21 protein-coding genes and 1 pseudogene are annotated in these 24628 nt (G+C 35.9%); 10 read left to right on the plus strand and 12 right to left on the minus strand.

What is annotated here, in order from left to right:
* From OOA_RS20210 to OOA_RS20775, 3 genes and pseudogenes are all read left to right on the plus strand, one after another.
* Window positions 1-193: pseudogene (locus OOA_RS20210) on the plus strand (IS5/IS1182 family transposase); the annotation flags it as partial.
* 284 nt (window positions 194-477) lie between these two features.
* Window positions 478-1740 carry an MFS transporter gene (locus OOA_RS19110; RefSeq protein WP_201764612.1) on the plus strand — a complete coding sequence of 421 codons (1263 nt, stop codon included), beginning with the start codon at window positions 478-480 and terminating at the stop codon, window positions 1738-1740.
* Window positions 1741-1756: 16 nt separating this feature from the next.
* Window positions 1757-2110, plus strand: a complete 354-nt coding sequence (locus OOA_RS20775) for an MFS transporter (RefSeq protein WP_201764613.1) — start codon at window positions 1757-1759, stop codon at window positions 2108-2110.
* Window positions 2111-2216: 106 nt separating this feature from the next.
* Here the strand turns inward: OOA_RS20775 and OOA_RS19115 are convergent, their stop codons facing one another.
* The 10 genes from OOA_RS19115 to OOA_RS19160 form a co-directional block, all read right to left on the minus strand.
* On the minus strand, window positions 2217-3497 hold the full coding sequence (locus OOA_RS19115; RefSeq protein ID WP_008913822.1) for an MFS transporter: 1281 nt from the start codon (window positions 3495-3497) through the stop codon (window positions 2217-2219).
* An 86-nt stretch (window positions 3498-3583) separates the two neighbouring features.
* Window positions 3584-4726, minus strand: coding sequence for a class-II aminoacyl-tRNA synthetase family protein (locus OOA_RS19120; protein WP_008913823.1), 1143 nt, complete (start codon window positions 4724-4726; stop codon window positions 3584-3586).
* Window positions 4727-4968: 242 nt separating this feature from the next.
* Window positions 4969-7434 (minus strand): leucine--tRNA ligase, encoded by a 2466-nt coding sequence (gene leuS, locus OOA_RS19125; protein WP_008913824.1) that lies wholly within the window; start codon window positions 7432-7434, stop codon window positions 4969-4971.
* A 118-nt stretch (window positions 7435-7552) separates the two neighbouring features.
* The gene (gene gloA / locus OOA_RS19130) at window positions 7553-7966 is read right to left on the minus strand and encodes a lactoylglutathione lyase (RefSeq protein WP_008913825.1); all 414 of its coding nucleotides are present in this window, start codon (window positions 7964-7966) and stop codon (window positions 7553-7555) included.
* A gap of 26 nt (window positions 7967-7992) precedes the next feature.
* Window positions 7993-8583 (minus strand): VOC family protein, encoded by a 591-nt coding sequence (locus OOA_RS19135; RefSeq protein WP_008913826.1) that lies wholly within the window; start codon window positions 8581-8583, stop codon window positions 7993-7995.
* A 2-nt stretch (window positions 8584-8585) separates the two neighbouring features.
* The gene (locus OOA_RS19140) at window positions 8586-9338 is read right to left on the minus strand and encodes a nucleoside phosphorylase (RefSeq protein WP_008913827.1); all 753 of its coding nucleotides are present in this window, start codon (window positions 9336-9338) and stop codon (window positions 8586-8588) included.
* An 81-nt stretch (window positions 9339-9419) separates the two neighbouring features.
* The gene (locus OOA_RS19145) at window positions 9420-10385 is read right to left on the minus strand and encodes an LD-carboxypeptidase (RefSeq protein WP_008913828.1); all 966 of its coding nucleotides are present in this window, start codon (window positions 10383-10385) and stop codon (window positions 9420-9422) included.
* 70 nt (window positions 10386-10455) lie between these two features.
* Window positions 10456-11286, minus strand: coding sequence for a class I SAM-dependent methyltransferase (locus tag OOA_RS19150; RefSeq protein WP_008913829.1), 831 nt, complete (start codon window positions 11284-11286; stop codon window positions 10456-10458).
* A gap of 72 nt (window positions 11287-11358) precedes the next feature.
* On the minus strand, window positions 11359-12426 hold the full coding sequence (locus tag OOA_RS19155) for an asparagine synthetase A (protein ID WP_008913830.1): 1068 nt from the start codon (window positions 12424-12426) through the stop codon (window positions 11359-11361).
* A gap of 431 nt (window positions 12427-12857) precedes the next feature.
* Window positions 12858-14024 carry an MFS transporter gene (locus tag OOA_RS19160; protein ID WP_008913831.1) on the minus strand — a complete coding sequence of 389 codons (1167 nt, stop codon included), beginning with the start codon at window positions 14022-14024 and terminating at the stop codon, window positions 12858-12860.
* A gap of 380 nt (window positions 14025-14404) precedes the next feature.
* On the opposite strand from OOA_RS19160, the gene ivbL reads away from it, so the two are divergent.
* The 4 genes from ivbL (at window position 14405) to OOA_RS19175 (ending at window position 17474) form a co-directional block, all read left to right on the plus strand.
* Entirely contained in the window at window positions 14405-14494 is a 90-nt protein-coding gene (gene ivbL / locus OOA_RS20535) for an ilvB operon leader peptide IvbL (protein WP_154598840.1), read from the plus strand.
* Between the two features lie 103 nt (window positions 14495-14597).
* A complete protein-coding gene (ilvB, locus tag OOA_RS19165) occupies window positions 14598-16295 on the plus strand; it encodes an acetolactate synthase large subunit (protein WP_008913832.1) in 1698 nt (565 codons plus the stop codon).
* A gap of 2 nt (window positions 16296-16297) precedes the next feature.
* Entirely contained in the window at window positions 16298-16582 is a 285-nt protein-coding gene (ilvN, locus tag OOA_RS19170; RefSeq protein ID WP_008913833.1) for an acetolactate synthase small subunit, read from the plus strand.
* A gap of 229 nt (window positions 16583-16811) precedes the next feature.
* Window positions 16812-17474, plus strand: coding sequence for an alanyl-tRNA editing protein (locus OOA_RS19175; RefSeq protein ID WP_008913834.1), 663 nt, complete (start codon window positions 16812-16814; stop codon window positions 17472-17474).
* A 43-nt stretch (window positions 17475-17517) separates the two neighbouring features.
* Here the strand turns inward: OOA_RS19175 and OOA_RS19180 are convergent, their stop codons facing one another.
* Complete coding sequence (locus OOA_RS19180; RefSeq protein ID WP_008913835.1) at window positions 17518-18075, minus strand: helix-turn-helix domain-containing protein; 558 nt, start codon at window positions 18073-18075, stop codon at window positions 17518-17520.
* Window positions 18076-18300: 225 nt separating this feature from the next.
* Here OOA_RS19180 and OOA_RS19185 point away from each other — a divergent pair, with 225 nt between their 5' ends.
* The gene (locus OOA_RS19185) at window positions 18301-19053 is read left to right on the plus strand and encodes a sulfite exporter TauE/SafE family protein (RefSeq protein WP_008913836.1); all 753 of its coding nucleotides are present in this window, start codon (window positions 18301-18303) and stop codon (window positions 19051-19053) included.
* A 277-nt stretch (window positions 19054-19330) separates the two neighbouring features.
* Entirely contained in the window at window positions 19331-20521 is a 1191-nt protein-coding gene (locus OOA_RS19190) for an MFS transporter (protein ID WP_008913837.1), read from the plus strand.
* 47 nt (window positions 20522-20568) lie between these two features.
* Here the strand turns inward: OOA_RS19190 and OOA_RS19195 are convergent, their stop codons facing one another.
* The gene (locus OOA_RS19195) at window positions 20569-22251 is read right to left on the minus strand and encodes an ArnT family glycosyltransferase (RefSeq protein ID WP_008913838.1); all 1683 of its coding nucleotides are present in this window, start codon (window positions 22249-22251) and stop codon (window positions 20569-20571) included.
* A 689-nt stretch (window positions 22252-22940) separates the two neighbouring features.
* Between OOA_RS19195 and OOA_RS19200 the strand changes: the two genes are divergently transcribed.
* Entirely contained in the window at window positions 22941-24287 is a 1347-nt protein-coding gene (locus OOA_RS19200) for an NCS2 family permease (protein WP_008913839.1), read from the plus strand.
* Window positions 24288-24628: the final 341 nt, after the last annotated feature.

Here is a 24628-nt window from a genome sequence, read left to right on the forward strand (position 1 = left end):
AGGGCGAAAAGTGAATCTTTTAAATAATGATCATATGGATTGGGAGCTTTATAAGCTCCGACATTTTGTTGAAAATGCATTTGCTCGGATTAAACATTTTAGAGCGATATCAAGTCGATATGACAAATTGGCGATAAATTACTCATCGATGGTCGCATTATCATTGATTATGATGTGGTTACCAAAACACTGATGAGCAATTTTTACACAAAGATCAACAGCCCCTAGGGCTGTCGATCTTTACTGCTTATTTTTACTGTGTCAAATGATCAAAACAGCAGCAATCTCATCATGCTAAGTATTAAGCCGATTAAAAAAACATCATCATAAATCTAAATTTCTAATAAAAATCCCTTAGTGCTCGATTAAAGAACGTTTCACTCATTTTATTCTATGTTAAGAGGAGCTTACTTAGTTTACTAAGCGGCAGCTCTCTCGCCTTGCCTCTTGTTACCTTAAGAAAGATCTTTAATTCGAATGAAAATTGGCCTTCAAAGGTCAACAGCGCCTTGTAAGGACAGGAGAACCTATGCTGATTTACGGATTGATCAGTGTATTAACCACCAATTGACCGACCGACGGTCAGTTGGTAAGGTTGAGTATAACAAGCTCATCACATCAGAGATTATCATGCGTTTAAGCCGTCATCATGCAGCACTGGCAGCAGCCTATCTGGGGACTTTTCTTGCCTCACTGGATATCAGTATCGTTAACGTAGCTTTACCGACAATGCAGAGCGCACTACATACTAATATTGCCGGCTTACAGTGGGTGATTAATGCCTACGCTATTTGCCTGTCTGCTTTTATGCTTTGCGCTGGACCACTTGCTGACCGATATGGTCATAAGCGAGCTTGGTTGTGTGGCTTGGTGTTGTTTACCTCGGGATCAGTACTATGTGGTATGGCACCTAACTTAGTGGTGCTGTTGACTGGACGAGCGATCCAAGGGGGGTCCGCGGCATTACTCATTTCAGGAGCAATGCCTATCTTGAGTCACGCTTTTCCCGATGCTCGCCAGCGTGCACATGTTATAGGTGGATGGTCTGCTTTTAGCGCGTTGTCGCTTATTCTTGGCCCGCTGTTAGGAGGAATTCTGCTTGAATGGCTGGGTTGGCAGAGTATTTTTTTGGTTAATATTCCATTGTGTTTAGTGGCATTTGTTGTAGGGGGTTGGGGAATACCTGAGCGTAAATATCCCAATCATGCAGCTCTGGATACTGTGGGACAGCTGCTGGGGATTTTATCTTTGGGGGCGCTGGCATGGGGAATGATTGAGGCAGGTAATTACGGTTTTAGTGGCATATTACCGCTGACTATTCTTACTTTCGCCGTGGTAGGTTTTATCCTTTTCGCTCTGGTAGAGAAACGAACCTCACGACCGCTACTGCCGTTGAAATTGTTACGTAAACAGGCATTTGTCAGCTTAAATGTAGCATCATTTATTCTTGGCTTTTCTTATTACAGCTGTTTGTTCTTCTTCTCGATTTTTCTGCAACAGGTTCAGGGCTGGGCGCCAGCAGATGCGGGTTGGCGTATGTTACCATTGTTCGCTGTCACTGGTTTGGTATCACTGCTCTTTGGTCGTATCAGTGCAAGGCTACCAATGCGTGGATTAATAGTTACCGGTTTCGCAGTGTCAGGGCTGTCGATGACCGCTATGGTGCTACTGCATGCTCAGACATCTTACTGGCTAGTCGGGGGATTATTTGCTCTGCTGGGGATAGGTGCCGGGCATTAGTATGTTGGTGATGGCCATGGCTCCCTCAGAGCAAGCAGGGTCGGTTTCGGCCTTGATGAATGCACTGCGTCAAGCAGGAATGACTATCGGTATTGCATTACTCGGTACGTTAATGAGTGGGCAGGCGATTCGTACACTCACCAGTTCCCTTGGCGCTAGCGGTATTGATGATGCAGCGCAGATTGCTAAGCTTGCGGTGATGCGACATCTGCCTTCGTCGGCTGTGACTGATTTTATCGTTCGCTATACGATAGCCATGGAGAGTGGTTTTCATCTTGCGATGCTGTGTGCTGGGATCGCTTGTTTTGTGGCGATGATATTGCTGATGCGTTTGCATCCAGCAACGGATACGAAAAAGAAGCCGGAGTGATTTTATGCATTCATAGGTGATAAAAATAGTTTAAAGTGGAGTCAAAATAGTAAAGCCATCGCGGATGAAGAGCGGCTATCAGTGGCAGCTTGCGGGCAGCGTTATTTTAATCTCTGATATTCTCTGAATGTGTTTTGTTAGCGTTATCGATTAAATTATTTTTTCTTAAAAATTTGTCCATGATAATAAATCCAAATGTAGGCAATACGGCGATAAGTATGATGAGCATCCATGTATATTGATATCCAAAATTATCAATGGCGAAACCAATCAATATAAAACTTGGCATAAGGAAAATATATCGTATAGAGATTGAAAAACTTTGGATTCGTCCTCTATGACTTATTGGAGATTGGTTTGCTAAATAGATCCCTTCTTTCGTATAAAGTAGAATTTCACCTGCTGATAAGAAAAACCACGCAATAAACTGTGTTGGTATCATTTTTCCTGACATAACAAGTAAATAGCCAACTGAGAAAAAAATACCCGAATAGGCAAGAGTAATAATATCCGATTTTTTTGAAGTTAACGTTATTAATATAGGCGTTATTAAAACAATAGCTAAACAGGAGAAAGTACAGAGTTGCCCAAATAGAACAGGACCATAGCTATCAAACATAAAATTCAAATACAGTGGGTTAGCTACAGTCATTTGAGTCATAACCACCCACATTAAAGAACATAGAAATGAAAAAATAATAATTCTTGGTCTTTCAGATAGTATCGTCCAGATAGTACCTGCAATAGGTTGCTCAAATTCTACGTTCGATAATACTTTTTGAGTTGTTATTTTTTCTTTATAAATAGATGTCACACCAAATAAAACGATTAGTGCTCCTATCAGAGACGTTAAACCATTCCCCCAAAATATCCAATGGGTATGATCCCAAAATAGATATCCTGCAACAAGAGGACCGACGGATGAGCCTAAATTAAATGCTAGGTAACTTAAGGACATTATTGCATCTCGATTCTTAGGATTTGATAAATCAGCTACTAATGCATTACTTGCAGGGAGTGCTAAACCAAAAAATAAATAGGCCCCGAATAATAAGAAAGGGATAACGATAGGAGTACTTAAGAAAAACCCACATGCGAGTAAAACAACAGCACCGGCAAGCTCTCCGTATACGAAAACGTGTTTATGACCGATCTTATCTGATAACTTGCCTCCTAACATACTACCGATAAAATATGCCCCCGTAACCCCCATAGTCAAAGAGGTTGCAATTGTTGCTGAGTAATTGAATCGCTCAGTCAGCAGTAGCAACATAAAAGGTAAAATAAAATTACCTAAGCCAAGAATGAGTCTTGCTATGGCGATGAAATAGATATTGGATGGTAACCCTATATAAACTATGGCTGCTCCTAGTATTTTCTTTATCATTATTTTTCCTTTTAGACTCATTAACTAGGAATTAATGTCTTAAATTTATCTTTAATTTATTGATTGGTAATTATAAAAATTAATTTTTAATCAGTTTTAATGTTGAAGTATCTATATGCATCTTTTTTTATAATTGATGATAGGTGAGGTTCATCTAAGTATTTATTGTTGTCTCTGCTCTTAATGACTATTTCTTGATTGTGAATAATTAATTTATGAGGAATTCCAAGATAATCAGAAAAATGTTCTTTTTCGATTCGTTTAATTTTCCGGCGATCATCTATCAATATCCGACTTTCCGGAATGTTTAAATGATTTATAAAATTCATGCATTTACATATATCTTTATTATTAAAGGGGATTATTGCAATATCAAATGGGCGTATTTTTTGGGGTAGATTGAATCCTTTGCAATCGCGATAATAGTCAAAAATAATAAAAAATAGTCGTTGGAGTCCTAAGCCATAAGTGACGAACTTTGCATTCATATTTTTATTTGAAGTGTTACAATAGCGAGCTGCTACTTTTTTATCTTTTCCATATTCATATGCCATTGCTAAACTTATAGCAGAAACACCATTAAAACGCTCTTCTCCATCATTATGAATATAAAAATATTCGTAAAAATTTCGTTCTTTATTATAAGTATACTCAATAGGTATACAGAAAAAATTAGCTAAATGTAAGGTGTATCTATGAAATAATATAATGGTTAATTCTTTCTTAGATATATCTTCATATAAACAAGCACCAGCAAGCATTTTAAACTCTCTTGTTTTTAGAATACTTTGAACTTGGCTAAGTTGGCGATAAAATTTAGTTGAAAGCATTATTTTTATTGGTAGCTGCCTATAACTTTGAAGTCCTTCTTTAAGGATATGTAATAATAGTGGCTCAGGTGTTGATAGCAAATGGTAGCGTGCCATTTTTCCTTTTAGAAAAATAAATTGTTCAAGAAAACCGTTATGGAATTGTTCACCCAATGATAAAATATCAGTCGGGATTAATTGGGTTATATCCATATGATTAAATTCGAATTTTTCAGCTTCTTGAATACAGCAATGCTCAATCGCAGTTAATATTTTATTACCAATAGGTAAGAATATAGGTATTCCTTTTTCTATAATTTGATAAAAAGGTCCAGAGTTTAATAAAGATATAGTTGAATTTTGAGCTAAAATTGTAGGTAAGCGATACTTTTCAATGAATAGTTGTTTGGTTAATTTCATGTGAACACTCAATATAATCTATACCATTAATACTTCTAGCTACATGATTATTTATTACTCTCAATTATCTTAACTACATAGATAATTGTACGTCTAGCAAAATCTTCTCTTGTTACTATCATGCATATCGAATTAATTTGGCATATTATTTTTATGTTAGAAAAAGAAATAACTCTAATTTAATAAGAGTTATTTCCACTAGGATAATAGTATCATTAAATGTGCGTTATTTTTTTAATGATTTAATTCGTTACTATATTCACGAGCTTATTAGGAACAATGATGATTCGATTTATATTCTTTCCTGTAATATATTTTTGAACTTCTCTTAGGGAAAATAATTCATCTTTTACCATTTGTTCTGAAGCATCGATACAGATAAGGTGCTGAGCACGCAATTTTCCGTTTATTTGAACTGCAATAGTGACGGTATCTTGAATAATAGCTAATTCATCTACTTTAGGCCATTTTTCAGTAATAAGCGCATTGTCATGCCCTAGGATACGCCATAGAACATGTGTAACATGAGGAATAATAGGAGATAACATAATAACGATGCAATCTAATACTTCTTGCGCTACTGTTTTGTCTTCCTGGCTATTTATCACAAATTTATTATATGTGTTCATCAACTCCATTACAGCAGCAATTGCAGTATTGAAGCTTAGTCTTGTCTCCATAACATCAGTGACTTTCTCTAAGGTTTCATGGAGTTTTCTTCTTAAGCTTGTCTGTTCAATAGTAATAGCTTTATTTGAGTGAAACTGTTTGGTTAAGTTACTATTGGTATAGCGATGTACTGTATTCCATAGTTTATTAATAAACTTATAAGAGCCATCAACTCCAGCATCTGACCATTCAAGCCGCTGATCAGGAGGGGCGCTAAACATGATAAAGAGACGTAAGGTATCAGCTCCATATTTATCAATATAATCTTGAGGATTTACTACATTTCCTTTTGATTTAGACATTTTTGTGCCGTCTTTAAGCACCATTCCTTGGGTAAATAAACGGGTAAACGGCTCGTTCGATGTTAGTAATCCTTCATCACGCATTACTTTATGAATAAATCTTGCATACAGTAAGTGTAAAATAGCATGCTCTATTCCTCCAATGTATAAATCGACGGGAGCCCAATAATTAGTTCTTTTATCTAACATCATGTTCTGTTGGTCAGCACATGTAAACCGAGCATAATACCAAGATGATTCGACAAAAGTATCAAAAGTATCCGTTTCTCTAACGGCATTTTTTCCACAAGAAGGGCAATTCACGTGATAAAATTCAGGTATATTTTTAAGCACATTTGATTTATCTGTGAATTCAAACTGTTCTGGGAGTACAACAGGAAGATCGTCTTCAGGTACCGGCACAGTTCCACAATCAGCACAATAGATGATTGGTATTGGAGCTCCCCAATAGCGTTGGCGAGAAACTCCCCAATCTCGAAGTCTATATTTCGTCTCTAGCGTTGCAGCTCCTTTTTTATTTAGCTGTTGAATGATTTTATTAATAGCTTCTTCACTTGATAGCCCATTAAATTGACCTGAGTTTATTAAAACTCCTTTTCCGATAAACAAATTCTCAATATTGGTATTTTGTTCATCAATAGATTTTATGACTTGCTTGATGGGTAAGTTATAGAGGCTAGCAAACTCGTGATCACGTTCATCATGTGCTGGAACCCCCATTATTGCTCCAGTCCCATAGTCAGACAAAATATAATTAGCTATCCATATTGGTATTTCTTCTCCGTTTAACGGATTGATAGCGGTAAAGCCCGTGTGAATACCTTTCTTTATTAGTGTTGCTAAATCAGATTCAGCCGTAGACATTTGCCTACATTTATCGGTAAAAAGTTTTATGTTAGATCTTTGCTCCGCTAACTTTCGTACAAAAATGTGATCTGAAGCTAGTGCGATAAAACTGCAACCAAAAATTGTATCGGGTCTGGATGTAAAGACTTCAACTATCTCTTCAGTGTCTTTGATCTTGAATTTAATCTGGGCGCCTACAGATTTTCCAATCCAATTTTTTTGCATTGCTTTAACTTGAACAGGCCATTCTTCCAAATGATCTAAGCCATCGAGTAATTCTTCTGCATAATCTGTAATTTTTAAAAACCATTGAGAGATTTCTCTTTTCTCTACTAAAGCATCTGAACGCCACCCGCGTCCATTTATAACTTGTTCATTGGCAAGAACCGTTTCGTCTACAGGATCCCAATTAACGATTGATTTTTTCTTATATGCGAGTCCTCTTTCATATAATCTTAAAAAAAGCCACTGTTCCCATTTGTAGTAATCAGGAGAACAGGTAGATATCTCTCTAGACCAATCGTATCCATACCCCATTTGTTTTAGTTGCTTTCGCATGTTGTTTATATTTGTGTATGTCCAAGAGGCAGGATGAGTTTTATTTTTAATAGCTGCATTTTCGGCTGGTAACCCAAAAGCATCCCATCCCATGGGTTGAAATATGTTTTTTCCACACATTTTTTTATAACGAATAATAGCATCGCCTATGGAGTAGTTTCTAACATGACCCATATGAATATTGCCACTAGGATAAGGGAACATACAAAGTGAATAGAATTTTTCGCCGGAGTTATTCTCATCCGCAAGAAAAGTTTTTTCTAACAACCAGTATGATTGTGCTTCATATTCGATATCTTTAGCGTTGTAGATTTCATTTGTTTCTATGGACATAAATTTAAGTATCACCTATTATTTAATTATTTAATTATTTAATTATTTAATTATTTAATTATTTAATTATTTAATTATTTAATTATTTAATTATTTAATTATTTAATTATTTAATTATTTAATTATTTAATCTATTGATGGAGTGAGTTTTTTTGTATTCTACAAATTCAATTTGATAACCATCAGGATCCGTTGCAAACGCAATTATTGTTTCCCCATATTTTTTAGGGCCGGGCATTCGCACTACGTTCCCGCCATTTAAAATTATTTTGTCGCATATAGCAAATACATCTTCAGTATATATGGCTATATGACCAAATCCATTCCCGATTTCGTATTCAGTAATTTCCCAATTATGAGTCAATTCAATCAATGCACCATCAAATTCTCCGCCATACCCAACATAAGCAATGGTGAATTTACCATTCGGAAAATCTTTACATATAAGCAAATCCATATTAAGTATTTCAGTATAAAATTTAATGGATCGGGTAAGATTAGAAACCCTTAGCATTATGTGTGCAATACGCATATATAATCCTTCCCAGGAAGTGTTAGTTATTCAGATAATGCAGGGTCATCAGCAGCTGTTGGCTCCTCTTCTAATTCCCATGTCACGCCAAATTTATCAGTAAAATATACAAAACTAATTGAACTTGAAATTATTGATGATTTTAATTTTATATTTAAATTTGATTCTAAGCTTGCATTTGCGAAGAAAAAATCATCGGGATATACGGAGTCTAATTGATGAGGTTTATAATCTGAACTGAGGTTAATGGGAAAAACACCAGGGAAAGACTTAATTTTATTAAATGCATTATGAATATTTTTCACTCGTAATGCTATATGCCTAGGTCCGCCTAATTCATTCGGTAAGAATTTTTTAGGTGGATTAATTGATTTGGGATTAATATAGCTAATAATTTCTAAAAAAATGGTAGTATTAGGGATCTTAAGGAAATTTATAGACACAACTACTTGCTCAGATCCGTCCAAAAATCCAGCACCTTTCGCAAAACCTGCATTTTTAAAATGCGGAAATGATTGAATTAGTTCAAAACCAAATAGAGATTGATAAAAATTTGTGGCTTCATCAATATCCTCTACAACAATATTAATATGGCCAAACTCTACTATCTCTAACATAATTAGTCCTTTATATTATCGGAGAATTTTACTGCATAATTAATAGTTTGAATAAGTGACTTAGTTACTTTTTCTGAAAAAAAATGCGGTTTCCACGTTAAGTCTGCCAATGAATCGCTGATTACAAATACTGATGCGATATTGACTTTATGGAATTCAGCTACAGCAAATAGCGCGGATGCTTCCATTTCAACGCATAAAACCCCTTGTTGCTGTAAGCTCATTACTTTTGATTTGGTCTCCCGATACGGTGCATCAGTAGTCCAAGTTCTGCCTTCTGTAATCAAAGGTATATTCGTATTCAAAAATGTTTTAAGGTCGTTATGCCACTTTTCCGTTGGTGAAAATATATACCCATCAGAAATGTAGTGTCTTGAAGTTCCTTCTTCTCTGAGAGCACTATTACATAGAATAATATCTGCTATTGAAAGATTCAGGCTTAATGCTCCGGAAGTACCAATGACAATAAAATTTTGTACTCCAAAAGCAATTAACTCTTCCAAATTTATAACTGCGACAGGAGCACCTATTCCTCTACAGTAAAAAATTCCTATAGATTTATAGTCAGATAGAATATAAAGTTCTCCAGCATCAAATCCTTCGGTTTTATTTAATCTGTAATTTTTTTTGCAATCTTCCATTAGGCTTTTCAAAAAAATGATAATTACTGTTTTGGGTATTGAACCTTGCAAGTATCCTTTATCTCGTAAATAGGAAATAAACTTGTTTGGATCTACAATTAAGCTATTATTCATATGTTTCCTTTAGAAATTAATTTTTTAATAACGACAGAAATTGATGCGCTATGATTGCAAGTTACATTATTATTTAATTGGTTATGTTAAAGACATATAAATTTCAATTTTATTATCACTTAGCTTCATATGAATAACACCTCCGATTGGTACGGTTAATATTGGGTCTGTATGCGAAGATGAGAAATTAGCAAGTATAGGAATAGTTCTTGGAACAAACTCTGAAATTAAAATATCTAAATATGAATCACTAAATTTTTTTATAGAGCATTCGGTGAAATTTCCTATTAATAAACCTGATATTTTATTAAATACTCCACATGCTTGAAGGTGAGATACCCACATCCTAAATTGATTCGGATTAGTGTTAAAACTTGATTCAAGTAATAGAACTTTATTATTAAAATCCGGACAATATTTCGTTCCTATAAGATTTAACAAAGACTCAATATTCCCTCCTATTAGTGTACCTTTGGTTTCTCCTTCGTTAATAGCCCTCCATTTAGGATGGGGTTTCCATTCACGAGGAGTAAAATCATTTTTTAAAAACCATAGGTCACTGGCAGTTACGTTAGGTTGTATAATTCTTTCTTCGCTATTTTTTAAATTTAGAGCTTTGATAAAGCCATTAATCGTATCTTTGGGTAAATTGGGGTCGCAAAAGGTTCCAAATCCAGGTCCATGAAAACTAATTCCACCAGTAATTGTATAATAAGCATTAAGTAAGGTTGTAATGTCACTATATCCAATTAATGATTTTTTAGTGCGATAAAGTTCTACAAAATCAATATGTTCAATTAAGTCGTTACAATTATAGCCGCCAAAGGCTGCCATAATTATATCTGTATTTTTATTTAATATTGCACTATTTACGCTAGATGCTCGTTGAGTAATAGTACCTCCAATATTGTCTATGTCAAAAAACGATTCTTTGTTAATTGAAATGGTATGCCCAAGATTTGATAGATTTTTTATGCCAATATTTATCATTTTTGTATCTAAATTTCGCATAGTATTGGCAGGTGCAACAATAGTGATTTTAGCCATTTATCACCTGTAATTTTGATATAAATATAATTGTTTCAGAGTTTATTATAAATGACTAAATATTTTTGTATTAGTCGAGTACTGGACTAGCGGTAAACAACTCAGGTTCAGTAGAACATGTCACTTTTCTAATAAGAATTAAAGAAAAACCCATATGTGATAAATTAGTTCTAAATAGCTTCATGAAATAGCTATATCTTTTATATAGCGCATCATAAATTTCAAGGGGGAGTTCTTCTAAGTGCTGTTGGCTAAAAATAGTATTAATATATTCTGTCACTTTTTCATCGGAGATATCATCGAAAGAAAAATTCTCACAATAAATAATCTCGTAGTTTGGTAAGCTGAAGAATTCAATCCAATCTTTTTTGTATAAAGGCTTGATTTTGACGTCGATAGCGTTTGAAACTTCATCTACAAGTGACTCTTGTGGTTTTTTGATATAGTACATTGGGATTGCGGCAATGAGCCCATTATCTTTTAATATGCGATCATATTCTTTGATAGCTTTTATTTTGTCATCAAAGTATGAAATTACATTACCACAGAAAACCATATCAAAAGTTTTATCTAGATACGGTGTATTAATAGCATCTATTTGTTCAAAAGAGATTAATTCCGAAACATTTTCCCTGATTGCTTGACTATAAGCGACTGAAAGATTGTTTTCATCAATATCAATTGCCGTTACTTTACAGCCAGTAAGCTTCGCTAGCTCGATTGCAGTTATACCTGTAGCAGTACCTACTTCTAATACTTTTTTGTTACTATTCAAAAATGCGTTCTGGGCTATTTTTCTTATACTACTCATTCCTCCAGGTGGCCGATTAGTTTCTTTAACAATACCGATCATGGGGAAATATTTAATCGTTGGAATTGATTCTAAAGTTAATTTTTTCATTTTTGACCTTGGATATAAAATAATATAGTGATAAATAGTGGATTTTTAAAATTAGGTCTGAAGATTAAATGATTATGGTAAGATATTTTCTCCGTGAATACGGGGGAGCAACTGACAATCTCGAATATCATCATGATTAATTAACCATAGAATAAACCTTTCAACTCCCATCCCAAATCCTGATGTCCTCAGTGGCATTAACTCTCTCATTCTTATATACCACTCATACTCTTCTCTGGATACATTTCTATCATTTAAGTTATTTATGACATCTTCAGCATATGTATTTCTTTCTCCCGCACCTAATGTTTCACCTATTCCCATCAATAAATCTGCTGTAAGTGAGTATCCTTGCTCAGATGAATCTGCTTGATAGAAAGGTACTGATAGACTTGGAAAATGAGTTAACCAAACTGCACCATCAAATAGTTCAATTAATTTCTCTTCACCTTTATTAGTTATTTTTTTAAATCCAGAATCATGTTTAATAATATATAGTGAATCATTATTTAATAATTCTATTGCATCTTTAAATTTTAATCGTGGTATATTATTTTTAAGTGCAGAAAGTTTTTTAAGATGTTCTAAGTTATCAGTAAATTGCGATAATATAGATTTTTCATTTTCTAAGAAATAATCACAGAGGTATATCACATACGAACTTGCTAGCTCAATAATGTCATCAAGGCTACCGATGATTTCACTTTCTGCATGATAGAATTGATTTAAATGACGCTTGTCTTGTTCTTCACCCCTGAAGGTAGGCATGAGGTAGTATACTCCTTTGTCATTTAGTCTTAGAGCGTATTCAAGTAAAAATTGCATTGAGTCAGCTAAATAAGTATCTACACCCCCGAGATTAATTTTTACAGGTATTGAGTCCGAACCAAGCCCCATCGGACTCGATATAGAGCCTGTAGTGACTGGTAAAAGTACTGGAAATAACCCTCTGGAATTAAAAAAATCGCTTGTTTTAGCTGAAATAAGAGAATGTATTTTAGTTATTGATTTATACCATGGATCAAAGATTGCACTTTCGAAATGATTTTTATGATTTTTCCAACTTTGTTTGGGCTTTATTGTATTAGTTAAATATTTACGTTGTGATGTGGGTTTTCCTATTATTTTGTCACTAATCATAATTTTCCTTATTATAAAAATAATAAAAAGCATATTTTCATGGGGTGATTAAACAGAAGTGCATCTGTTTATATTTTTTATTTTTATTAATTGGTTTTAGTCTACAGTTGTTTTGTGAATGTAAAAATAGATCAATATTCATTACTGTGCAAGATGTTTGTTAAATTGTTTTTTTATTTGAGGTTGATTGTTAATTTAATAACATTTAAATTATTATAAGTTATACTGTTGTTTTTTGTTTATAGTGTGATATTAATTTAATCTAAATTAAATGATTTTCATTTAAACTGAATGTTAAACTTGGCTTTATTATATAAGGAATGTTCACTTTGTGATTAGATAAAATCCCCCCTTCAAGCATCATTGAAAAATTTTGCGTTGATAGGCATTAAGCGCTCATATAGCGCTTAATGCCTCCCAGATGCTAAAATTCACTGTGGAATATGTTTTTTTAATGATAAGTAAGTGATAAGAATAACGGCAGCGATGGCAATAGAAATCGTATTCATTAATTGCCAGCCGAGGGTGAAAAATAATATACCAGCACCAAGACTTCCTAATGCACCAAACGAATAAATCATAAAGTCTGTCATTCCTTGCACTTTTGCTCTTTCATGAGCTTCATAGCTATTAGGTAATAAGTTAGTTGTACTGATAAGAATTAAATTCCACGCTACGCCAACAAATATTCCTGACAGTAGATAATTATAAAAATTCGTTCCGAATAGATTCATTATTGCTGATAAAATCAATAACAGAATACCTGCAAAAATAATCTTTTTAGCGCCGATGCGGTGCATTAAGTGCCCTGTAAAAAATGATGGAGCGAACATGCCAAGCACATGGAACTGAAAGACAATTGCTATAGATGAAAATGGAAAATCATGTTGTTTCATTGATAATGGAATTGATGCAAAGGTAAAAACGACTAAAGCATAACCAATAGCACTTACCACGACAATTAATTTTAGTATCGGTTGTGAATACAATTGCTTATAACTGCGTTTGATCTTTGTGGTATCTTGCTGTTGTTTAGGAATTTTCTTTAATGGCACTAATAATAATAAAATAAAGGCGATAAAATAGATCCCGACTAATGTGCTAAAAGGCCCTGCAAACGGATATTCAGTAAAAAATCGTTGTGTTGTGACTGCAAGTGTTGGCCCGATTAAAGCTGCTGCAATCCCACCACTCATCACGAGACCAATAGCTTTTGCCTGTAAATATTTAGGCGATTCCTCTAATGTCGCAAAACGAAATTGCTGGGCGGTACCAATTGCTATTCCAGTAAAAAATAAGCCAATTGAGAAATAAATTAAATCATGATAAATAATGCCGACAATCGATAAAATCGCTCCAACCATTCCACTGATATTTCCCAGAATAAAACCGAACCTTCGTGAGTATTTCTGCATTAAATGCGCAATTGGAATGGTTGCCATAATTAGGCCTATATATTGACTTAATAACGGAATAGTTGAATAAGTTGGATCACTGGAAAGCGCCTCTCCAATTACGACGGCGACAGAAAGTACAATTGCATTTCCAGTCGTGAATAGTGCCAGAGCTATGGTTAACCACCAAACAGTTTTTGGCATAACACCCTCTATAATAACAAAAATAAATTAAAAATTACGTCCAAATTAAATGCCATCGCTTAAATATTTATTGTTGATAGCTTTTAGTTGTAAGGATTCTACAACTTCAAGTTAACTTGAAGTCAAGAGGGTGAGTGTTAATAGAGGTATTTAAATATTGCTGATATTTTAATCTGGATATTTTAACTGGTTTGTATGCTGATTTCAGATAAATACTCTATTATTTCGTAGTGTGATATTAGTCTCATTTTGGCTTTATGCTGGGTAAAAACGGAAAAAATGATTGTTATTATGAATAATATGTGTTTTCTTAAATGCAGTTAGGATAAATAATGATTAATAATTTAACCCCCTAGAATCTACAGGAAGACACCGTGAACATGACTCTTCATCACTCAAACCTACTACTAACCGCGCCACGTGCCGCGGTGGTCGTGCGTGTGGTGGTGGTCGTGGGCTTAGCGCCGTAACGGGTCGAATCAACGCAGATTTAGAACCCCGCCGGCGCAAACCGGGCGGGGTTTTTTTATGACTCTCCGCCTGAATCCACCGGCTAGTGTGAAGGATAAAACTATGAGTGAGTCGGGCACAACATCATCAAATAAAACCTGTTATACAGGCGCAGAATTAATCGTTCATTTGTTAGAAAAGCATGGTATTACCATTGTTTCTGGTATCCCAGGAGGCGCAGCACTTCCTTTCTATGACGCTTTAAGCCAGAGTAAGAAAATACGTCATATTCTCGCACGTCATGAGCAAGGTGCTGGTTTTATTGCGCAAGGTATTGCTCGAACAACAGGAAAAGCGGCGGTATGTATTTCATCAAGTGGTCCCGGAGCAACTAACTTAGTGACCGCAATTGCTGATGCGAAGCTTGATTCCATTCCACTTGTTTGTATTACGGGACAAGTGCCTTCCTCAATGATTGGTACTGATGCTTTTCAAGAAGTTGATACTTATGGGATCTCAATTCCCGTCACCAAACATAATTATTTAGTTCGTGATATCAATGAATTACCACGAGTCATTTGTGATGCATTTCGTATTGCAGAATCAGGCCGACCAGGGCCTGTTTGGATTGATATCCCAAAAGATGTGCAGACAGCAACCATTGAATTAGCTTGTTTACCTGATATTCAACCAAAAGATAAAGCACCCAGCTTCGAAATGGAGAAGGTGATTCAAGCAGCAGAAATGATTAATCAGGCAAAACGCCCTGTGCTCTATTTAGGAGGTGGTGTAATTAGTTCAGAGTCGACAGAAACAGCGATTGCCTTTGCTAAAAAAGCGACATTGCCAACTACCATGACACTGATGGCATTGGGGACTATACCAATACGTGATCCTCTATATTTGGGTATGTTAGGAATGCATGCAGCACGTAGCACAAATATGGTAATGGAAGAATCTGATCTATTAATTGTTATTGGTGCGCGTTTTGACGATCGTGCAATTGGCCGAGCAGAAAAATTTTGTCCTAATGCCAAAATTATTCATGTGGATATCGATAAAGCTGAGATCAGCAAAATTAAACGCCCAGATATTGCGATCAATGCAGATGCAGGGCAAATCCTTGAGTTATTGTTGCCATTAGTTGAAAAGAATCAACGTGAAGATTGGATAATAAGAGTTAATCAGTTGAAGCAAGATTACCCATTAAACTTGAGTGAAGCGGATAATCCATTAACCCATTATGGTTTAGTGTTAGCGTCAGCACGTGCGGCGGGTGAAGAAGCAATTGTAACCACGGATGTTGGTCAGCACCAGATGTGGGCTGCACAAGTTTATCCATTATCACGTCCTCGTCAGTGGTTAACCTCAGGTGGTTTAGGCACGATGGGTTTTGGCCTTCCGGCTGCGATTGGTGCAGCATTAGCAGAGCCAGAACGAACAATTGTATGCTTTTCTGGTGATGGTAGCTTAATGATGAATATTCAGGAGCTAGCAACAGCAGTTGAACATCAACTGAATATTAAAATTGTATTGATGAACAACCAAGCTTTGGGAATGGTTCATCAACAACAAGAATTGTTTTTTGAAAATCGTATTTATGCGGCGGCTTACCCATACCAAACCGATTTTATAAAAATTGCTGCGGGGTTTGGCTTACAAACCTGTGATTTAAATACAGAGGCTGATCCTGAAATGGCATTAGAAGCCATTATGAATAGTAAAGGTCCTTGTTTAATACATGCCTTGATCGATGTGAATCAAAAGGTTTACCCAATGGTTCCGCCAGGTGCCGCAAATATTGATATGATCGGAGCGTAATTATGATTTTTGAACATAATGCTATCGCATTAGAACTTATTGTCCGCAACCATCCTGGCGTTATGTCACATATTTGTGGCTTATTTGCACGCAGGGCATTTAACGTTGATGGTATCTTATGTATGCCGATAAAAGATAAGGATGAGAGCCGGATTTGGTTATTAGTTCAAAAAGATGAGCGTTTATCGCAAATGATTAATCAGGTTGAAAAGCTTGAGGATGTCAGACAAGTTCGTTTTAGTGATGATCTAACTCTGTTCGAAACTATGCAAAATTACTTGCAATAACTTTGAACTAACATTGAATTTAAATTCAATCTACATTCATCTTGTAGGTTGAATTTTTTATTGGAAAAAATGAAATAATTAAAAAACATTTGTTTGTTTTTGTGTTTAAATTGTTTCTTAAACCGAACAGCGGTGGTATAACAAATAATACATTTTATGTAGTTTGTTACTTGTAGTGATGTTAATCAATACTGTATCGCAAAGTATGAATCAATAGGCAGGTTCTTTTATGCAAAATAATATATATCTAACTGATACTTATCTTTATGAACTCGCAACTACCGTGCTTGAAAAAGGCAGTGATGAAGAGGGAAAATGGATTGCATTAACTGACAATATTTTTCATCCACAAGGTGGAGGGCAACCGGCAGATTCAGGATGGATAAATGATGAGCCTGTTCGTATTAAGAAACACTCAGGCGGTTTGGTTATAGCTTATTTGATTAACGATATTGAGTTTAATATTGGTAGCATCGTAAATGCTAAAATTGATAAACAACAACGTCAGTATTATTCAGCATTACATACGACAGGGCATTTATTAAGCTGGGAAATGGGGCGTTTTGGCTGGAAAGGGCAAAAAGGACACCATTTTCCTGATGAGTCGCGTGTTGAGTTCGGTGCAATTAGTGACGATGCAATGTCTATTGAGCAATTAGATGACAAAGAAATTGAACGCTTGGTCAATCAAAGTATAAGCAGTGATTATCCTGTAACGATAGGGCAAAGAGGTGATTTACGTCTTTGTAGCGTTTCAGAAGGTGATGAGGTGCCATGTGGTGGCACGCATGTTAATTCACTAGGAAAGATTTGCCAATTTTCGATTAAGTCGATGAAGTACAAAAAAGGGGTATTGCGGATTAGCTATGATGCTAAGCATGTCGATATTTAACTATTTCAGTGTAAATTCATTACTCGATGAGAGTGGTGAGAAGTTATATCCCATCACTTAAATGTGAATAGGTCATAACGACGGTGGCATTTAATTCCCCTTCCATGCAGAGATAGGAGTGGGGAACATCACCACTAAAAGCATAAAAATCCCCTTCTTCTAATAATACAGTTTGCTTATCTTTTAACCGTAACATCAATGAGCCAGTGTGTAGCATAATGTGTTCACGTGTACCATTCATGTGAGCAGGGCTATTAATGATTGCTCCTCGTTTCATATTGAGCTGCCAAATTTCTGAAATATTGCCCATATTGATGCGAAACTTAAACTGTTGTGAATAATCACCTTGTTGTGGTTCTGATTTTACTAAATAGGGATAAGCTTCGTGTTGGCGAGTGAAAAGATCGCTTAAAGGAAAACGCAGGGCAATCGCAATGGATTCTAATGTGTCGATACGAGGGTTTGAATCACCAGACTCTAATTTAGACAACGCAGCTTTTGAGATCCCAGATAAACGTGCTAATTCGTTTAATGATAAATGTCTAGCTTGCCTTAATAGACGCACTTTTTGACCAATCTTAGTGTTGATTTTCTTATCCATAATCTGGCATCTCTAAAAAATAAAATATGCTATTAATTCTATCATCATAACAATGAAATGTCAGAAATGAGCCAAGGCAGGCATAATATTTTGGAAGATAAATCAAATTACTAAAAATACCTTATTTGATAGGGAAAGCTGAATTTGCAAATACAAATAACAGGACTATTTTATTTTTTGAGAAAAATTTATAGTGAGCGAAATCTTCCCTAAAAGGGCTTTATTATGCCGTTCGACTTGTTTTCGCTAGAGATGGCTATCTGTATTGTTACGTTATTTTTTGCTTACTTAGTATTTGGCATGGCTGGTTTTGGTTCTGCCTTGATAGCTACCCCTGTGTTGGCTATGTATCTTCCTTTAAATATGATAGTACCTATTTTAGCGCTAATAGATTTAACCGCTTCACTAATTAATCTGGTTAAAGATGGTAAAAAGGCAGATTATCAGGAAATAAAATGGATTATTCCATTAATGGTTGTTGGAAGTTTAATTGGTGCTGCCATTCTGCTAAAAACGCGTCCAGATATTCTGGTTTTGCTTCTCGGTATCTTTGTGATTTGTTATGTGTTGCACTCTTTTTTTTCAAAAAAAGGGCAATCATATTTTTCAAAAATCTTAGTTGTTCCTTTTAGTTTAATTGGCGGTATTTTTAGTGCCTTATTTGGGAGTGGTGGTTTTATTTATGCCATGTACCTTTCAAGCCGTATTGCCGATAAACAGCAATTCCGTATCACTCAGATGACTTTGATTGGCTTTAGTACACTAACTCGTGTGATTATATTTCTTGTCATGGGGGTTTACGTCAATCTAGATATTCTATTGATAGCACTAGCTTTTTCACCAGCTATGCTGTTGGGGATCTGGGGTGGTCGTCATATTACATTGAGAATATCGCGCGAAACTTTTTTAAAAATTATCAATATCGTTATTTTTATTTCAGGCCTCGGCTTGCTATACCGCTATTTTTTTGTTTTATAAATAACCAATTAATAGTGAATATATAAAATATGATACAATCGCCTTTCGTCATCTTAGGTTATCTTGAGTGGCGTTAGGCTTTTATTTTAGGCGGGCTATACTTTAAGAAGCATTATTGTTGATTTGCACTCAATATCCAGAGTCAGTGTTATCTATGCTCTTTGGGATGTGTTTGCTTATCGCCTAGATAAAATTCTAATTATTAACGGTATCTACCACCTTACTGAATAAATTTTAAAATGGATGCTTTCATGTATGAAAGCAAATTAATATCAAAATGAGCTCTGAGAATCAGCGTTTACAACATCTTCGTCGTACTCCATCCTTCGCTATTTTTACCATTACCACCAGCATTGCGGTGATTGGTATTGTTATTGGTTTAAGCATTCCCATGGTTGCACTCCGATTAAATAACGCGGGCATTAGTGAATTATATATTGGCGTTATTTCTGCTGCGCCTGCTTTAGGAATGTTTTTAATTGCCCCTGTTGTACGGCGTATTGTGCATTGGTGTGGCAAACGACAAGCAATGTTAATCGCAACCATTATTTCTGCTATTAGCTTACTCCCATTGCTTAGTTCATTACCACTATGGTTATTATTTCCAGTTCGCTTAATCACGGGGCTAGCGAGTGGTGTGCTTATTTGTTTAGGTGAGACATGGATTAATGAACTTTGTCCTGAAAATCGACGAGGTCGAATTTTAGCCATTTATACGACAGTTTTTACGGTTAGCCAATTGCTCGGACCTTCTTTTATTGCTTATTACGGCGTTGAAGACAAATCGCCTCTACTTATTTGTACACTGATCCACTTAATTTCTGTAATGCTATTTTTAGTGATGGATCAAAAAGTAGGTGATCGTATTTCTGATACGGCAAGTGAGTCTCGCTTCTCGATTATTCAATTTGTTAAAGTAGCGCCTGGGATTTGTGCCGGAATTCTCTTTTTTGCTTTTTTTGATGGCACCATTTTGTCGATATTTCCGATTTATGGAATGGGAATGGGACACACAGAAGCTATCGCTGCGATGATGATTAGCGCTATTTTAGCGGGTGATGCAATAATGCAAATGCCATTTGGTTGGCTAGCTGACCATATGAATCGTGAAAAATTGTATCGCATCTGTGGTATTTTGACGCTTGGAGTGAGTTGCCTATTACCTTTCATGATCACGCATCATATTTTTATCTGGATATTGTTGTTTGTGTTAGGGGCCACAGCTGGCGCTATTTATACAATTGCTCTAGTGCAGATTGGCCAATATTTTCGAGGTAATGATTTGATTATTGCAAACGCTGCTGCTGCCATGTTATGGGGGATTGGTAACCTTTCAGGGCCTTTATTAGCAGGGATTGCAACCTCGATTTCACCAACTGGATTACCAGTGTTACTTATTTTAGTTGCCGCTGTATTTCTGTGGTTTACCCGTAATAAATTTAGCGCTCAAATTATGCGGCAAGCATAAAAAAGTTCTGTGCCAGTAATATTAACTGGCACAGAACGACAAGTTTTTTATTCAATATTTTTATAAACCACTAAGTTTTCATTGAGCTGTAGAGGGCGATGATTTGTCCAAAATAATGCCATTCCTTGTGGCGCTGGCTCTATTTGTTTAGATAACACTATCAACCAGCGACATTGTTGTGGTTTTGCAAAATACTTTTGCCGTTGATGCAGAATTTTTGTGTAATAATACAACATTGGCGCTTCAGACTCACCGATATCGTATGATGCCATACAGTCATTTGCATGATAAAGCCCATCAAGTTGTTTGTTTAAATCCACAAAAACACTTTCAAATCCTTTTGTGTAATCGATCCAACTTAAGAATAGAGTTGACATAATGCCCCATACGATACACATACCTAACGCCCAATTTTGTATTGCATGCACAGCTATTTGTGTACTCAATAATCGGTTCCGTAAAAACCAGATTATAGTTAGAGCAGCGGCACAGGTTATTGCAATAACAGAAAATGGCATTTGATAGTTCATAGGTAGCCAGCGGCTAAAAGGGAAAAGCCAAGTCTCGGTATAGCCTGAAAGCGCGATAAAATAACAAACCCAAAGGAATATAATCAATATTGACCAAAAAACTGTGGCGAAGCTTGAAAACAACCGTAATGATTTTTCGGGAATACTGAGTAGCGTTTGTGTACCTAATATGGCGAACGGAGCAATAAAAGGAAGTAAATAGAGTGCACGGCCAGTAGCTGAAATTTGCAAAATTATAATAGCGAGTAGCGGGAACATAACTAGTAAATATTCATTAGTGCTATGAAGTGTTTGTAATGGTTTTTTGAGGAAATAGATTACCGCCAATATACCTGAAGGTAAGGCAAAAAAGATAACAGCGGCTGGAATACGCGTTAAGTTAGCTTTAGCCCCAAGTTTCTCTACAGAAAAACCTGAAAAGCGACCAATATTATTTTCCCAAAGCCAAGCCATAAAGAGTTCAGGTTGTTGGTGATAGAGCAGGATTGGCCAAGGTAAGATCAAAATGAGAGCGGCGGAGCCGGCCATTATTATTGGGAACCAAAAAGTTTTCTGACGACACTGAGGGTGGAAAATAGGGGTTAGTAGTAAGCTAATCCACAATACACCCGGAACAAAAGCGCCTTTAGATAACATGGTGATCACTGTACCCAGTGCTAACCACAGCGCTGACATTCTAATTTGTTGTTGTTGTATTAACCCTAGAATGCCATACAAGCCAATGGTTGCCCCTGCCATAAGTGCCACATCAGTAAACATATCATGGCTGTGCCGCAAAATACCGGGTGAACAAGCATAGAGAGCGAGTGCTATCCAGATACGTTTATCCTCAAAGCTAGTTGCGTTAAAAGCACGGCGGGCTAATAGCAGGAAAAACAAAAAATTAATAATAGAAAAAAACAACGTAGCACAACGCGCTGCATCATAGAGCGGCATTACATCAGAAAATAAATGTGACATGATAGTCGCTACCCAGTAATACAGTGGCGGTTTTTCCATAAATGGCTCACCTGCATTAGTGGGTATTAACCAATTTCCACTCTCAAACATGGTTTGAATAATGCCAAAACTATAATTTTCATCTTGCTTCCACGGTGTGTGCCCATATATTCCGGGTAAAAGATAGATAATTAAAAAACCTATAAATAGAATAAATAAATTATTTTCTGTAGGTGTTAATTTACTATGTATTTTTTTCATATTAATATATGTCAGCGAGTTTGTTTTTTATAAAACGTTTAATTTAATTAAATTAGTTCTGTTTTTTTCTTTTAAATCATTGTATTGGTGATTTGTTAAGTTCTGCTTTAACATTTAATGATAAGTTTGTTCTAAGTAAAGTAAATATAATCCAAGTATTAATAACTTAAGTTACCTTATTTATATTTCTCTTAATTAGATAAGATTTAATTTTAGCAAACTATTTATTAACTGTGACTAAACAAAAATAAGTATCTTTATATGTAAAATTATTTTAATGAGATCGACTTGCTATAATTGAGTAATTTGAATCACTGTATTTATCTATGCTTACTAAGGTGTCCTCGCTCAATGTTTGTATGTAATTTAACTTATGTTAAGAATAGAGGTATCAAGCAAATTACTGGCGATTTTCGCTATTTTTAAAGAAGAATATCACTGAAATTTAAATTAAGCTTGATTGGAAATAGTCTGTGAATTGACCTCATTTAAAAACACTTGATCAATTCGCCTATTTTGACTGATAATTGCGCGCTTCATCATGTGCCATTCTCCACCATCAAAGCCAAACGATTGCGTTATTAATGTTAATTAAGGAAATGACTTAATAATTTCAAGATTTTTAAAAACGTAATCGTTTTCGTTAGTGGAGTTGGTTGCTTTTAGTCATGTTTAGCAGGGGTAACTCCATGTCTGGCCAGCAGGCTTCAACCAATTGTAAATTGGATAAATACTTTAAAATTTCAGCACGTGGCTCATCCGTTCGTCGCGAAATTATTGCAGGATTAACAACATTTTTGGCGATGGTCTATTCCGTTATCGTCGTACCTGGAATGTTAGGGCAAGCTGGTTTTCCCCCAACAGCAGTATTTATCGCTACCTGTTTAGTGGCTGGTTTCGGCTCATTATTAATGGGATTGTGGGCTAATCTGCCAATGGCGATTGGTTGTGCTATTTCATTAACGGCATTTACTGCATTTAGCTTAGTTCTTGGGCAGCAAATCAGTATTCCTGTCGCATTGGGTGCTGTTTTCTTAATGGGGTGCTTATTTACCATTATTTCAATAACAGGGATCCGCAGTTGGATTCTCCGTAACATGCCAATGGGGATCGCCCACGGTACAGGTATTGGTATTGGTTTATTTTTACTGCTTATTGCTGCAAGTGGCGTTGGTTTAGTGATTAAAAACCCAAATGCAGGTCTACCTGTCACGCTGGGTGAATTTACCTCTTTTCCTGTTTTAATGTCATTAGCTGGCCTTGCAGTTATTTTTGGCTTAGAAAAACGTCGCTTCCCAGGTGGCGTATTGTTGGTGATAATCGCTATTTCAATCATTGGCTTGATTTTCGACCCAGAAGTTAAATACCAAGGTTTCTTTAAACTACCTTCACTCGGTGAAGATGGTTTATCTTTAATGTTCAATATGGATATTATGGGCGCTTTACAGCCCGTTATTTTGCCAAGCTTACTCGCATTGGTTATGACGGCGGTATTTGATGCAACGGGCACTATTCGTGCTGTTGCTGGGCAAGCTAATTTACTCGATAAAGACGGGCAAATTATTGATGGAGGCAAGGCGCTAACAGCCGACTCTGTGAGTAGTATTTTTGCGGGAGCAATTGGTGCCTCACCAGCCGCAGTTTATATTGAGTCTGCTGCTGGGACTGCTACTGGTGGTCGTACTGGCTTAACTGCGGTGATTGTTGGCGTATTGTTCTTATTTATTCTGTTCTTATCACCGCTATCATACTTAGTACCTGCTTATGCTACTGCACCTGCACTGATGTATGTTGGTCTTCTGATGTTGAGCAATGTTTCTAAATTAAATTTTGATGATCTTGTTGATTCAATGTCAGGCTTACTGTGTGCGGTGTTTATTGTTCTGACTTGTAATATTGTTACCGGTATTATGTTGGGCTTCGCGGCATTAGTCATTGGGCGTATTTTTGCGGGTGAATGGCGTAAACTGAATATTGGTACCGTGATTATTGCTGTCCTTCTGGTGGCGTTTTATGCTTCTGGATTAGCCATCTAAAAACGATAACTCTATAAGGGGGGGTATTGATCCCCCCCTTTAATAAATTATCGCGATTAATCTTAAAGTTTGAATTATTTTCCCGTCTAGTAGTTAGTTAGGGATAGAATATATCTATCCATCATATTTCAAGATGTCATTGGCTGCGCATACAATCGAAATTTGAGACTAGAACCACAGTGTTGATTGTGGCTCTAAGTATTTTTTGTGGCAATAGCTTTATTAATTTCTTGCATGCATCTTGAATTATTTAGGATAAAAAAGGCGGTAAATGAAGTGAAACCTATGGGTTTTCACGAGTTGCTGGCTTTACTGAAAAAAATTTCATGGCCTGACGTGCT

Origin of the sequence: Providencia burhodogranariea DSM 19968, assembly GCF_000314855.2 — a bacterium.
GTDB lineage: Bacteria > Pseudomonadota > Gammaproteobacteria > Enterobacterales > Enterobacteriaceae > Providencia > Providencia burhodogranariea.

Coding starts and splice junctions, on each gene's coding strand:
- OOA_RS19110 (WP_201764612.1), top strand. CDS start 478: ATGAAAATTGGCCTTCAAAGGTCAACAGCGCCTTGTAAGGACAGGAGA.
- OOA_RS20775 (WP_201764613.1), top strand. CDS start 1,757: ATGGCTCCCTCAGAGCAAGCAGGGTCGGTTTCGGCCTTGATGAATGCA.
- OOA_RS19115 (WP_008913822.1), bottom strand. CDS start 3,497: ATGATAAAGAAAATACTAGGAGCAGCCATAGTTTATATAGGGTTACCA.
- OOA_RS19120 (WP_008913823.1), bottom strand. CDS start 4,726: ATGAAATTAACCAAACAACTATTCATTGAAAAGTATCGCTTACCTACA.
- leuS (WP_008913824.1), bottom strand. CDS start 7,434: ATGTCCATAGAAACAAATGAAATCTACAACGCTAAAGATATCGAATAT.
- gloA (WP_008913825.1), bottom strand. CDS start 7,966: ATGCGTATTGCACACATAATGCTAAGGGTTTCTAATCTTACCCGATCC.
- OOA_RS19135 (WP_008913826.1), bottom strand. CDS start 8,583: ATGTTAGAGATAGTAGAGTTTGGCCATATTAATATTGTTGTAGAGGAT.
- OOA_RS19140 (WP_008913827.1), bottom strand. CDS start 9,338: ATGAATAATAGCTTAATTGTAGATCCAAACAAGTTTATTTCCTATTTA.
- OOA_RS19145 (WP_008913828.1), bottom strand. CDS start 10,385: ATGGCTAAAATCACTATTGTTGCACCTGCCAATACTATGCGAAATTTA.
- OOA_RS19150 (WP_008913829.1), bottom strand. CDS start 11,286: ATGAAAAAATTAACTTTAGAATCAATTCCAACGATTAAATATTTCCCC.
- OOA_RS19155 (WP_008913830.1), bottom strand. CDS start 12,426: ATGATTAGTGACAAAATAATAGGAAAACCCACATCACAACGTAAATAT.
- OOA_RS19160 (WP_008913831.1), bottom strand. CDS start 14,024: ATGCCAAAAACTGTTTGGTGGTTAACCATAGCTCTGGCACTATTCACG.
- ivbL (WP_154598840.1), top strand. CDS start 14,405: ATGACTCTTCATCACTCAAACCTACTACTAACCGCGCCACGTGCCGCG.
- ilvB (WP_008913832.1), top strand. CDS start 14,598: ATGAGTGAGTCGGGCACAACATCATCAAATAAAACCTGTTATACAGGC.
- ilvN (WP_008913833.1), top strand. CDS start 16,298: ATGATTTTTGAACATAATGCTATCGCATTAGAACTTATTGTCCGCAAC.
- OOA_RS19175 (WP_008913834.1), top strand. CDS start 16,812: ATGCAAAATAATATATATCTAACTGATACTTATCTTTATGAACTCGCA.
- OOA_RS19180 (WP_008913835.1), bottom strand. CDS start 18,075: ATGGATAAGAAAATCAACACTAAGATTGGTCAAAAAGTGCGTCTATTA.
- OOA_RS19185 (WP_008913836.1), top strand. CDS start 18,301: ATGCCGTTCGACTTGTTTTCGCTAGAGATGGCTATCTGTATTGTTACG.
- OOA_RS19190 (WP_008913837.1), top strand. CDS start 19,331: ATGAGCTCTGAGAATCAGCGTTTACAACATCTTCGTCGTACTCCATCC.
- OOA_RS19195 (WP_008913838.1), bottom strand. CDS start 22,251: ATGAAAAAAATACATAGTAAATTAACACCTACAGAAAATAATTTATTT.
- OOA_RS19200 (WP_008913839.1), top strand. CDS start 22,941: ATGTCTGGCCAGCAGGCTTCAACCAATTGTAAATTGGATAAATACTTT.